Annotated in this window: 12 protein-coding genes; 9 read left to right on the top strand and 3 right to left on the bottom strand. The window is 57.1% G+C overall.

Translation table 11 applies throughout. The annotated features are described in order from the left end of the window. Window positions 1-117: 117 nt before the first annotated feature. The gene (hrpB, locus tag M989_RS17895; protein ID WP_064547540.1) at window positions 118-2,550 is read right to left on the bottom strand and encodes an ATP-dependent helicase HrpB; all 2,433 of its coding nucleotides are present in this window, start codon (window positions 2,548-2,550) and stop codon (window positions 118-120) included. Between the two features lie 73 nt (window positions 2,551-2,623). Here hrpB and thpR point away from each other — a divergent pair, with 73 nt between their 5' ends. The 9 genes from thpR to panD all read left to right on the top strand — a co-directional run bounded on the left by thpR (window position 2,624) and on the right by panD (window position 9,937). Continuing rightward, a complete protein-coding gene (gene thpR / locus M989_RS17890) occupies window positions 2,624-3,154 on the top strand; it encodes an RNA 2',3'-cyclic phosphodiesterase (protein ID WP_064547537.1) in 531 nt (176 codons plus the stop codon). A gap of 13 nt (window positions 3,155-3,167) precedes the next feature. Next, window positions 3,168-3,890, top strand: coding sequence for a DNA/RNA nuclease SfsA (gene sfsA, locus M989_RS17885; protein WP_064547535.1), 723 nt, complete (start codon window positions 3,168-3,170; stop codon window positions 3,888-3,890). Window positions 3,891-4,046: 156 nt separating this feature from the next. Then, window positions 4,047-4,502: an RNA polymerase-binding protein DksA gene (gene dksA, locus M989_RS17880; protein WP_001155227.1), complete on the top strand. Its 456-nt coding sequence runs from the start codon at window positions 4,047-4,049 to the stop codon at window positions 4,500-4,502. Between the two features lie 68 nt (window positions 4,503-4,570). Then, the gene (gene gluQRS / locus M989_RS17875; protein WP_064547533.1) at window positions 4,571-5,467 is read left to right on the top strand and encodes a tRNA glutamyl-Q(34) synthetase GluQRS; all 897 of its coding nucleotides are present in this window, start codon (window positions 4,571-4,573) and stop codon (window positions 5,465-5,467) included. A gap of 181 nt (window positions 5,468-5,648) precedes the next feature. Then, complete coding sequence (gene pcnB / locus M989_RS17870) at window positions 5,649-7,046, top strand: polynucleotide adenylyltransferase PcnB (RefSeq protein ID WP_206063134.1); 1,398 nt, start codon at window positions 5,649-5,651, stop codon at window positions 7,044-7,046. Next, entirely contained in the window at window positions 7,043-7,522 is a 480-nt protein-coding gene (gene folK / locus M989_RS17865) for a 2-amino-4-hydroxy-6-hydroxymethyldihydropteridine diphosphokinase (RefSeq protein ID WP_064547529.1), read from the top strand. Before pcnB ends, folK begins: the two co-directional genes overlap by 4 nt. A 120-nt stretch (window positions 7,523-7,642) precedes the next feature. Beyond that, complete coding sequence (gene panB / locus M989_RS17860) at window positions 7,643-8,434, top strand: 3-methyl-2-oxobutanoate hydroxymethyltransferase (protein WP_064547526.1); 792 nt, start codon at window positions 7,643-7,645, stop codon at window positions 8,432-8,434. An 11-nt stretch (window positions 8,435-8,445) separates the two neighbouring features. Then, on the top strand, window positions 8,446-9,294 hold the full coding sequence (panC, locus tag M989_RS17855) for a pantoate--beta-alanine ligase (RefSeq protein ID WP_064547524.1): 849 nt from the start codon (window positions 8,446-8,448) through the stop codon (window positions 9,292-9,294). A 262-nt stretch (window positions 9,295-9,556) separates the two neighbouring features. Continuing rightward, window positions 9,557-9,937 (top strand): aspartate 1-decarboxylase, encoded by a 381-nt coding sequence (gene panD / locus M989_RS17850; RefSeq protein ID WP_035891933.1) that lies wholly within the window; start codon window positions 9,557-9,559, stop codon window positions 9,935-9,937. A 35-nt stretch (window positions 9,938-9,972) separates the two neighbouring features. Here panD and M989_RS17845 read toward each other — a convergent pair whose 3' ends face one another. Both M989_RS17845 and M989_RS17840 read right to left on the bottom strand, forming a co-directional pair. Continuing rightward, window positions 9,973-11,202 carry a polysaccharide deacetylase family protein gene (locus M989_RS17845; protein ID WP_064547522.1) on the bottom strand — a complete coding sequence of 410 codons (1,230 nt, stop codon included), beginning with the start codon at window positions 11,200-11,202 and terminating at the stop codon, window positions 9,973-9,975. Window positions 11,203-11,265: 63 nt separating this feature from the next. After that, a complete protein-coding gene (locus M989_RS17840) occupies window positions 11,266-11,706 on the bottom strand; it encodes a PTS sugar transporter subunit IIA (RefSeq protein ID WP_064547520.1) in 441 nt (146 codons plus the stop codon). Window positions 11,707-11,815: the final 109 nt, after the last annotated feature.

Here is an 11,815-nt window from a genome sequence, read left to right as displayed (position 1 = left end):
CTTCTGTCACAGGACAGAAGAAGATATCTCTCAATTTTACGCTGTGTTTATGCCGGATGGCGACTTCGGCTTATCCGGCCTACTCGCTTAACCGTAGGCCTGATAAGCGTATCGCCATCAGGCAGAATACTTCTTCGTCCGCCGCGTTGGCGCGGTATTCGCCGGATCGTCCGGCCAGACGTGTTTCGGATAACGCCCTTTCATCTCTTTTTGCACCTCGCGGTACGCCCCCTGCCAGAACGCGCTTAAATCACGCGTAATTTGCAGCGGCCGCTGAGCCGGTGACAGCAGCTCCAGCACCAGCGCTACGCGCCCCTCGGCGATAGTCGGCGTACTGGCTTCGCCAAACATCTCCTGCATACGTACGGCAAGCGCAGGCGGATTATCTTCGTGGTAGCGAATCGCAATACGGCTTCCCGTGGGCACAGTGTAATGAGTTGGCAGCGAACTCACCAGACGTTGTCGTAATGACCACGGCAACCAGTCGAGTAGCGCCTGGTGAATATCCAGCGATTTCAGGCCACGCAGCGAATGGATACCGCTCATCTGCGGCAACAGCCAATTCTCCAGTTCCGCCAGCAGCGACGCGTCATCCACCGCGGGCCATGCCTCTTCCGGCAGCCACTGCGCCGCGCATTGTAACCGCAAGCGTAGCTGTTCCGCTTCGTTCGTCCAGTTCAACACGCTTAATCCTTTCTCGCGAATACCCGTGAGCATCGCCTGATGCAATTCACTTTCGGACGGCCTGGCCAACGGGCGCACACTCAACGTCAACAGGCCAATTTGACTCCGCCGTAGCGCTTTCAGCGTGCCCTGCGTATCATCCCACTCCACGGTGTCAGATTGTTGAAGCAGATGCGGGCAGCGGCTGACCAGCGCGTCGATATCCACCGCGCAGGCCTGCAAAATGCGCGCGTCCGGCGAGGCGTTGCCCTGTAACAGCAGCGGCGCAATCAGCCACTCGTGACGGCCTAACGCATCGTCAGCATCCAGCATCGCCCCCATGCCATTCGCGAGCTGATAACGGCCTTCCTGACCACGACGGCGGGCAATACGGTCGGGGAACCCCTGCGCCAGCAGCGGCGCAATGGCGTCCACATCCGGCTGCCCGGCGCGACGGTTCAATCGCTTGCAAAGCTGCTGGCTGCGCTGCTGCCATGGCCCATGAGAGCGGGGAAACGCCTGCAGCAGGTCGCTATTGCCACCGCGCGGCGGTTCTTCAAGGATGGCCGCCAACCGGGCCGCCGTCGCCACTTCGTCGTCGCTTTGCGCCGCCAGCAGCATCGCCGCCAGACGCGGATCGATGCCAAGCGCCGCCATCTTTTGCCCTTTCACCGTCAGGCGTTCGCCCTCCAGCGCCTGAAGCTGCGTCAGCAGGCGACGGGCCGCCGCCAGGTTCACCGCGGGCGGCCGATCGAGCCAGCTCAGTTGCGCTGGGTCGGCACAGCCCCACTGCATCAGGTCCAGCAGCAGCGAGGAGAGATCGCTTTGTAAAATTTCCGCATCGCTCTGAGCCGCCGCGCGCTCGGCCTGCTCTTTCGCCAGCAGATGCACGCACACGCCCGGCTCCAGACGCCCGGCACGCCCCGCGCGTTGGGTCATCGAGGCCTGACTGACACGCTGAGTGAGCAGACGCGTTAACCCGGTGCGCACGTCAAAGCGCGCTACCCGCTCCTGGGCACTGTCCACCACCAGACGAATGCCTTCAATGGTCAAACTGGTTTCGGCAATATTGGTCGCCAGCACCACCTTACGCTTGCCGGCTGGCGCGGGCAAAATCGCCTTGCGCTGTTCATTCAGCGGCAGCGCGCCGTATAAAGGACACAGCAGCACGTCATCGGCAACGCGTTCAGCAAGGTGATTCTGCACTCGCTGAATTTCGCCGACGCCGGGTAAGAACAGCAGCAGCGAGCCGCGCTCTTGACGCAGAAGCTCCGCAGCCGCTATCGCCACGGCTTCATCAAACCGCTGATGCGTGGGCAGCGATTGATAGCGGCGTTCGACGGGATAAGCCCGGCCTTCGGATACCACGGCCGGCGCGTCCGGCAGCAAACGCTGCAGGCGCTCGTTATCAAGCGTTGCCGACATGATCAGCAGTTTGAGATCGTCACGTAGCCCCTGCTGAACGTCAAGCAGCAGCGCCAGCGCCAGATCCGCCTGTAAACTGCGTTCGTGAAACTCATCGAGGATCACCAGCCCCACGCCCGTAAGTTCAGGATCGTGCTGGATCATGCGGGTGAGGATCCCTTCGGTCACCACTTCTAACCGGGTATTCGGCCCCACGCAGGTCTCGGCGCGCATCCGGTAACCGACCGTTTCTCCCGGCTTCTCGCCGAGCAGTTCCGCCAGACGCTGCGCGACGTTACGCGCCGCTAGCCTACGCGGTTCCAGCAGCAGGATGCGCCCATCGATTCCGCCCTCATGCAAAATTTGCAGCGGCAGCCAGGTGGATTTACCCGCGCCCGTCGGGGCGTTGAGCAACACCTGCGGGGCTTGCCGTAAGGCGCGGAGAAGTTCAGGAAGGACGCTTGCGACCGGCAACAGGGACACGAATGGCTCCAGAGGGTTAACATTAAACGGCGGACATTGTAGCATCGCCTCAATTCATAACCGAGTCCCCACCATGTCTGAGTCAAAAAGACTGTTTTTCGCCATTGCAATTCCGCCGAAAATCCAGAAGCAACTGGTGCAGTGGCGCGCGGATCATTTTCCCGCCGATGCGGGCGTGCCGGTGGCGGCAGCCAACATGCATCTGACGCTGGCCTTTCTGGGCGAAGTCAGCGCGGAAAAACAGCGCGCGCTGGCGGCCATGGCGGGACGCATCCGTCAGCCAGGCTTTACGCTACATCTTGACGACGCCGGTCAGTGGCTGCGCTCGCGCGTGGTCTGGCTGGGCACGCGCCAGCCGCCGCGCGGTCTGCTCCAGTTGGCCAACATGCTGCGCGCCCAGGCCGCACGCAGCGGCTGTTACCAAAGCCCACAGCCGTTCCACCCTCACCTGACGCTACTGCGCAACGCCGGACAGGCGGTGCCGATTCCCGCGCCCGGTTTTCACTGGGAAATCCCGGTCACCGAGTTTGCGCTGTACGAATCGCGCTTCACCGGCGGTCGTACGCGATATACGTCATTGCAGCGCTGGACGCTCAGCGAATAACGAAGGAAACCCGATGCAGTTTATCCCCGCGCTTCACTCCGCAACGCTTATCAAACGTTATAAACGTTTTCTCGCCGATGTCATTACGCCTGAAGGTGAAACCTTTACCCTGCACTGCCCTAACACCGGCGCGATGACCGGCTGCGCAACGCCAGGCGACACCGTGTGGTATTCCACATCAGATAACACTAAGCGTAAATATCCCCACACATGGGAATTAACCCAGAAGCAAAACGGGGCTTTTATTTGCGTGAACACGTTACGCGCAAACACCTTAGCTAAAGACGCGATTCTGACGGGCAGAATTCCCGAACTGGCCGGCTACAACACGCTGAAAAGCGAGGTGAAATATGGTGAGGAAAAGAGTCGAATTGACATCATGTTACAGGCAGATGATCGCCCCAACTGCTATATTGAAGTGAAGTCAGTCACACTCGCGGAAAATGAGTTCGGCTATTTTCCCGATGCCGTCACCGTGCGCGGACAGAAGCATTTGCGCGAGCTTATGGGCGTTGTGGCCAGCGGCGAACGCGCCGTTTTGCTGTTTGCAATATTGCACTCAGCCATTGAATATTTCTCTCCAGCACACCATATTGATGCTAAATACGCACAGTTGTTGCAAGAAGCGCAAAAACAGGGGGTGGAAATTTTGGCTTATAAAGCGGAACTTTCTGCCGATAACATGACTCTGATATCGCCGTTACCCGTTTCGTTAACGCGGGGCGAAGTTGAATAGAAAGTGTTCGGGCTGCGGCGCAAATACGCTTTTCCTCACAGCATTGTCAAGTGTTACGTTTAGATAATTGCCATCCGGAAAAGCATCTGCTATTTATAGCGGCCTGATTTTTCCCCCGAACACGGGGATCGATAGTGCGTGTTAAGGAGAAGCAACATGCAAGAAGGGCAAAACCGTAAAACATCGTCCCTGAGTATTCTCGCCATCGCTGGGGTGGAGCCGTACCAAGAGAAGCCAGGCGAAGAGTATATGAACGAAGCCCAGCTGGCGCACTTCAGACGTATTCTTGAAGCATGGCGTAATCAACTTAGGGATGAAGTCGATCGCACCGTTACACATATGCAGGACGAAGCTGCAAACTTCCCGGATCCGGTAGACCGTGCCGCACAGGAAGAAGAGTTCAGCCTCGAACTGCGTAACCGCGATCGTGAACGCAAGTTGATCAAAAAGATCGAGAAGACGTTGAAGAAAGTCGAAGATGAAGATTTCGGCTACTGCGAGTCCTGCGGTGTTGAAATTGGTATTCGTCGTCTGGAAGCGCGTCCAACGGCTGACCTGTGCATTGACTGCAAAACGCTGGCAGAAATCCGCGAAAAGCAGATGGCAGGTTAAGAGAACGCTCACACTCTATCTTCAAGGCGGGAATCTCTCCCGCCTTGTTGTTTTTTATTGCAATAAACATGTCAACACAACCTTATATAGGGCGCTTTGCCCCTTCCCCGTCCGGTGAGCTACATTTCGGCTCGTTGATTGCCGCGCTTGGCAGCTATCTCCAGGCCCGCGCTCAACGCGGTATCTGGCGAGTCCGCATTGAAGATATCGATCCCCCGCGTGAAGTTCCCGGTGCTGCAACCACCATTTTGCATCAGCTGGAACATTACGGCCTCCACTGGGACGGCGACGTGCTGTGGCAGTCGCAGCGCCACGATGCCTATCGTGAAGCGCTGGCTTGGCTGAAAAGCCAGGACCTGTGCTACTACTGCACCTGCACGCGCGCGCGCATTCAGAGCATCGGCGGCACCTATGACGGTCACTGTCGCGAGCTGAAGAACGGCCCGCAAAATGCCGCCCTGCGTCTGCGCCAGACGCATCCGGTGACCGAATTCACCGACCTGCTGCGCGGCACAATCAAGGCCGACGAACCTCTGGCCCGCGAAGATTTCATTATTCATCGTCGTGATGGATTATTTGCTTATAATCTCGCCGTGGTGGTCGATGACCATTTTCAGGGGGTGACGGAAATCGTCCGCGGGGCCGATTTGATCGAGCCGACCGTCCGCCAGATCTCGCTGTACCAGCAGTTTGGCTGGCCAGCGCCTGACTATATTCACCTGCCGCTGGCATTGAATGAAGAAGGTGCTAAACTTTCCAAGCAAAATCATGCACCTGCTTTGCCTGTTGGCGATCCACGTCCGACACTCATTCAGGCGCTGCGCTTTTTAGGCCAGCCGGTTCCGACGCAATGGCAGGATGTCAGCACGGCGGATTTATTGCACAATGCGGTCGCTCAGTGGTCGCTGACGACGGTGCCTGAGACGGCGAAGATCAATCCGCCATTCTCAAATGCGTTGTGCTGAGCTATGATTAGCCGCTATTTTTACTCGTCGTCTTTCGCGCTGCGGCTACGTTGACTGCGTTTGCTCACCCCAGTCACATAGTTATCTATGCTCCTGGGGATTCGCAAACTTGTCGCCTTGCTGCAACGCAAAATCCATAGAGTACATTTTGTCCCAAAGTCAGATACTACCGAGGTGCACCATTTTTACCCGAGTCGCTAATTTTTGCCGCAAGGTGCTGAGCCGTGAGGAGAGCGAGGCTGAAAACGCCGTCGCAAAACCTGCTATGACCGTCATTCCGCGCGAGCAGCACGCTATTTCCCGCAAAGATATCAGCGAAAACGCCCTCAAGGTTCTTTATCGTTTGAACAAAGCAGGCTACGAGGCTTACCTCGTCGGCGGCGGCGTTCGCGACCTGCTGCTTGGCAAAAAACCAAAAGATTTCGACGTGACCACCAGCGCCACCCCCGATCAGGTGCGTAAGCTGTTCCGCAACTGCCGCCTGGTTGGTCGTCGCTTCCGCCTGGCCCACGTCATGTTTGGCCCGGAAATTATTGAAGTCGCTACTTTCCGTGGTCACCACGAAGATGGTCAGTCCGATCGCACCACCTCCCAGCGTGGGCAAAACGGCATGCTGCTGCGCGACAACATCTTCGGTTCTATCGAAGAAGACGCTCAGCGCCGTGACTTCACCATCAACAGCCTTTATTACAGCGTGGCGGACTTCACCGTACGCGACTACGTTGGCGGCATGCAGGATCTGATTGACGGCGTCATCCGCCTGATCGGCGATCCGGAAACTCGCTACCGTGAAGATCCGGTGCGGATGCTGCGCGCCGTGCGCTTTGCCGCCAAACTGGATATGCGCATCAGCCCGGAAACCGCTGAGCCGATCCCGCGTCTGGCGACCTTAATGAACGACGTGCCGCCGGCGCGCCTGTTTGAAGAAGCGCTCAAACTGCTACAGGCAGGCTACGGGTTTGAAACCTACAAGCTGCTGCGCGAATACAACCTGTTCCAGCCGCTGTTCCCGACCATCACCCGCTACTTCACCGAAGATGGCGACAGCCCGATGGAGCGTATCATCGCCCAGGTGCTGAAGAACACCGACAACCGCATTCGTAACGATATGCGCGTTAACCCGGCGTTCCTGTTTGCCGCGATGTTCTGGTATCCGCTGCTGGAAATGGCGCAGAAAATCGCTCAGGAGAGCGGACTGGCCTATTACGACGCTTTCGCGCTGGCGATGAACGACGTGCTGGATGAAGCCTGCCGTTCGCTGGCGATTCCAAAACGTATTACCACGCTGGTACGCGATATCTGGCAGCTGCAGCTGCGAATGTCCCGCCGTCAGGGTAAGCGCGCATGGAAGCTGATGGAGCATCCGAAATTCCGCGCGGCCTACGACCTGCTGGCGCTGCGTGCCGAAGCGGAAAACAACCACGAATTACAACGCCTGACCCAGTGGTGGAGCGAATTCCAGGTGGTTGCGCCACCGGCGCAGAAAGAGATGCTCAACGATCTGGGCGACGAGCCGGACACCCGCCGTCGTCATCGCCGCCCGCGTAAACGCGCACCGCGCCGTGAAGGTAGCGCGTGACCGTCGTTTATATCGCCATCGGCAGCAACCTCGCCTCTCCGCTGGAGCAGGTGAATGCTGCCGTTGAGGCTATTGGCGCTATTCCGGAAAGCCGCATTATTCGCGTCTCTTCGTTTTATCGTACCCCGCCGCTCGGCCCACAGGATCAGCCCGATTACCTGAACGCCGCCGTTGCGCTGGAAACGACCCTCACGCCAGAAGCGCTGCTCAGCCATACTCAGCGCATCGAGCTACAGCAGGGACGTCAACGTAAAGCCGAACGCTGGGGGCCCCGCACCCTCGATTTAGACATCATGCTGTTTGGTCAGGAAATGATTCATACCGAAAAGCTGACCGTTCCGCATTACGACATGTACAACCGCGGCTTTATGCTGTGGCCGCTGTACGAAATTGCCCCGAATTTATGCTTCCCTGACGGCGTCAGCCTGCAGCAGCGTCTGGATACCCTGGGCGCGGAAAAACCCGCCAGCTGGTAACGCGGCCCCCTCATTTTTAGCGATCCCTGCTTTACGCGAAATCGCTTGCCTAAAATAATTGCCCCCCTGAAATCGGCTGCTAGAATGCCGGGTAATATGACCTTACCATCAGGAATAATTATGAAACCGACCACGATTGCCCTATTGCAGAAATGCAAGCAGGAAAAAAAGCGCTTCGCGACGATTACCGCCTACGACTACAGCTTTGCCAAACTGTTCGCTGACGTTGGCATCAACGTGATGCTGGTCGGTGATTCGCTGGGCATGACCGTCCAGGGGCACGACTCCACTCTGCCGGTGACGGTTGAAGACATCGCCTACCACACTCGCGCGGTACGTCGCGGTGCGCCGAACTGCCTGCTGCTTTCCGATCTGCCGTTTATGGCCTATGCCACACCGGAGCTGGCGTTTGAGCACTCTGCCACGGTCATGCGCGCGGGCGCCAACATGGTCAAAATCGAGGGCGGCGCATGGCTGGTTGATACCGTGAAAATGCTCACCGACCGTGCGGTACCGGTCTGCGGCCACCTGGGGCTGACGCCGCAGTCGGTCAATATTTTTGGCGGCTACAAGGTGCAGGGCCGCGGCGACGCAGGCCAGGTGCTGTTGGATGACGCGCTGGCGCTGGAAGCGGCAGGTGCGCAGCTGTTGGTGCTGGAGTGCGTGCCGGTTGAGCTGGCGAAACGCGTGACCGAAGCGCTGTCGATTCCGGTGATTGGTATCGGCGCGGGCAACGTCACCGATGGGCAGATCCTGGTCATGCACGATGCATTTGGCATCACCGGCGGCCATATTCCGAAATTCGCGAAAAATTTCCTTGCCGAAGCGGGCGACATGCGCGCGGCGGTGCGGCAGTATATTGCTGAAGTGGAGTCCGGCGTTTATCCGGGCGAAGAACACAGTTTCCATTAAGGAGTCAAGTTGTGTTGATTATTGAAACCCTGCCGCTGCTGCGCCAGCATATCCGTCGTCTGCGTCAGGAAGGCAAGCGTGTTGCATTGGTTCCCACCATGGGCAACCTGCACGATGGTCATATGACGCTGGTTGAAGAAGCGAAAACGCGCGCAGATGTGGTTGTTGTCAGTATCTTCGTCAACCCGATGCAGTTTGACCGCCCTGAAGATCTGGCGCGCTATCCCCGCACGTTGCAGGAAGACTGCGAGAAGCTCAACAAGCGTAAGGTTGATTTTGTCTTCGCCCCGTCGGAGAAAGAAATCTATCCGCAGGGACTGGAAGGCCAAACCTATGTTGACGTTCCCGGTCTTTCCACCATGTTGGAAGGTGCCAGCCGTCCAGGCCACTTCCGCGGCGTCTCGACCATCGTCAGCAAGCTGTTTAACCTTGTCCAGCCGGACATCGCCTGCTTTGGCGAGAAAGACTTCCAGCAGTTGGCGCTGATTCGCAAAATGGTCGCCGACCTGGGCTACGATATCGAGATCGTCGGCGTGCCGATTATCCGTGCTAAAGATGGCCTGGCGTTAAGTTCACGCAACGGCTACCTGACGGCAGAGCAGCGTAAAATCGCCCCGGGTCTGTACAAAGTGATGACCCGTGTGGCCGAGAAGCTGAAGGCCGGCGAACGCGACCAGGAAGAGATGATCGCTATCGCCGAGCAGGAGCTGAACGAGAAAGGCTTCCGCGCCGATGATATTCAGATTCGCGATGCCGATACCCTGCTTGACCTGACCGACAGCAGCAAACGTGCGGTGATCCTGATGGCGGCGTGGCTGGGCCAGGCGCGTCTGATTGATAACCAGAGCGTAGAACTGTAATTTTCGTGCCCTTCCCGGTGGCGCTTCGCTTGGCCGGGCTACAATCGGGCAACCCGGGCGAGGCGCATTAGCGCTGACTCCGGGGCGTCATTCTGCAATGACGATACCGTTTGCAGCAGGTTATGCGTGTCGATGCGCAATTAATCGTAAGCAAGGTTAATCGCATATAGACACCTGGTATAAATCGGGCAATACTGCCTGCGAAATTTCTCAAAGCAGTCGCGAACTGCTTTGTTTCCGTTAAGAATTAAAGGTAAACGCTATGATTCGCACAATGCTGCAGGGCAAACTCCACCGCGTGAAAGTCACGCATGCCGACCTGCACTATGAAGGTTCCTGCGCGATTGACCAGGACTTCCTCGACGCCGCCGGTATTCTGGAAAACGAAGCCATTGATATCTGGAATGTGAACAACGGCAAGCGTTTCTCCACCTACGCTATCGCGGCTGAACGCGGTTCGAAAATCATCTCCGTCAACGGTGCGGCAGCGCACAACGCTGACGTAGGCGACATCGTTATCATCGCCAGCTTCGTAACCATGAGTGATGAAGAAGCGCGTACCTGGCGCCCGAACGTTGCCTATTTCGAAGGCGACAACGAGATGAAGCGCACCGCTAAAGCCATTCCGGTTCAGGTTGCCTGATCTTCTCTGGCGCGCCGCTCATGCGGTGCGCCAGCTTATCCCTGCGGTTGGTTGCTGATTAACCGCGACATGGTCTCCAGCGAATCCGTCCGCAGAATATACAGCCGTTTCAGTAGCATCGGGTTATCGCCCGGCTTCACCTTCCCTTTCACCGTCGTCACCGCCAGATGAAAACCGGCATCATGCGCCGCCTTCACCGCCGTCGCGTTATAACCGCCAAACGGATAGGAAAGGAACAACACGTGCGGGTTAAACTGCGCCAGGGCCCGGCGCGAGCGTTCAAAATCGAACAGAATATTGTGATAGCTGCGGCTGAGCAGTATGGGCCGTCGATAACCGTCAACGCGATGCAGAAAATGGGTATGCGACTGGAAATCAAAGACGTCCTTAATCTCCTCCAGCTCGGAAACACTCATAAACTGTAGCGACTTCGGCGCCCATTTCTGCGGATGGCGCTTAATACGCGACGAGATGATAAACGCGGTGGCCTTAAAGCCGTACTGCTTCAGAATGGGATAGGCGTAGCGGCTGACTGACTTCAGGCCATCGTCAAAGGTGATGACCACTGCGCGCCCCGGCAGATTCGCGCGGTTATGCACGTAGTCATCCAGTTGATACATCGTGAGCGTGGTATAGCCCATATCACGCAGCCAGGTCATCTGGTTACTAAAGGCGCGTACCGACGTGGTGGTGGAGGTATGGCGAAAACGGGTGTTCTCTTCATCGCGCAGAATATGGTGATAGGTGATGACCGGAATACCGTTATCCCGCTGGGCATCAAGCGCGCTGATATAGGCCAGGCGTTCACCGATACGGATCTGGTACCACGTCTGATTCAGCCGATCTTTGAGCTTATTGACCACCGGATAGCGCAGATTCTCTGCCAGGGTACCGAACGGCGCGCTCCCCACATCCGGCGCGTTGTATACCGGAGTATCTTTCCAGGTGATCACATTCTGGTTACTGAGCGGCTTGTTCAGATCTCCTAGCCCATCCTCCACGCGCTGCCGCCCCTGCACGGGTTCAAGGTGACCTTTGTCGATAAATCCTTTCCCGAAGCCAAAGCTAAAGGTGTAATAATCTTCAGCGCCCGGCTCAATGGCAATAATCTGCCCGGCACGCAGGTTACCGACGGTCTGAGTTTTATTGCCAATACGCGCCCATACCGTCGCATCCTCAGTGGTTTGCATATAACGGGCGGGCAAAGCGGCGCTCACGCCACCAGCGAGGAAGAGCAGAAGAAAAACAACCGAGCGTATAGCCATGAGCAATAACCGAAGCGGGAACCGACTTCGCTATTGTAACAAAAGCGCGATCAATACCAATGTTTAAGGCTTATACAAATCATGGAGCAGTATAAATGGCGGATTTTTTTGCTGTTGGTGCCACAGACTCGTCACACCGGGCGTTCCCTGTTCAACAATACGGTTACGGAAATCGCTACTGCTGAGCGTGTCCCTCAGGGGAACCATTTTTTCAATCAATGGATACTGAATCCCCGCAATCACCTCACAGCCGCTGTGCTTATGGCTCATTAACGAAGCAACGCGATAAGGCGCCGACCCGGCATTGTCGGTCAGAAAAATGACGCCGTCGCCGGAGTCGGTTTGATGCAGCGCGTCACACATCATCCGGCTCAGCATATTGGCGCTTAATCCACGCCAGTAGTTCACGGCCCGGCATTGCGGCAGCGGCCCGAACTTTTTTTCCAGACGATCCAGCAGTTCCTGTGCGCGATCGTCATGGCAGGAAATAACCCAACCTAACATAGCTTGCCTCCTTAGCAGGCAAGTAGTTTAGCGGAGTGATTGATAAAGAGGGGTGATGACTGTCAAAGAATACTTCCCGGCAGACGCCGTCTGCCGGGAAATTAGGCAC

Origin of the sequence: Kluyvera georgiana ATCC 51603 (genome assembly GCF_001654985.1) — a bacterium.
Taxonomy (GTDB): Bacteria; Pseudomonadota; Gammaproteobacteria; order Enterobacterales; family Enterobacteriaceae; genus Kluyvera; species Kluyvera georgiana.
The sequence above is the reverse complement of the archived record's forward strand: the minus strand, read 5'-3'. Positions and strand labels throughout refer to the sequence as shown.

Excerpts from the sequence above, each read along its gene's own strand:
- thpR (WP_064547537.1), top strand. The coding sequence starts at position 2,624 with ATGTCTGAGTCAAAAAGACTGTTTTTCGCCATTGCAATTCCGCCGAAA.
- panB (WP_064547526.1), top strand. The coding sequence starts at position 7,643 with ATGAAACCGACCACGATTGCCCTATTGCAGAAATGCAAGCAGGAAAAA.
- dksA (WP_001155227.1), top strand. The coding sequence starts at position 4,047 with ATGCAAGAAGGGCAAAACCGTAAAACATCGTCCCTGAGTATTCTCGCC.
- sfsA (WP_064547535.1), top strand. The coding sequence starts at position 3,168 with ATGCAGTTTATCCCCGCGCTTCACTCCGCAACGCTTATCAAACGTTAT.
- M989_RS17845 (WP_064547522.1), bottom strand. The coding sequence starts at position 11,202 with ATGGCTATACGCTCGGTTGTTTTTCTTCTGCTCTTCCTCGCTGGTGGC.
- panD (WP_035891933.1), top strand. The coding sequence starts at position 9,557 with ATGATTCGCACAATGCTGCAGGGCAAACTCCACCGCGTGAAAGTCACG.
- M989_RS17840 (WP_064547520.1), bottom strand. The coding sequence starts at position 11,706 with ATGTTAGGTTGGGTTATTTCCTGCCATGACGATCGCGCACAGGAACTG.
- gluQRS (WP_064547533.1), top strand. The coding sequence starts at position 4,571 with ATGTCAACACAACCTTATATAGGGCGCTTTGCCCCTTCCCCGTCCGGT.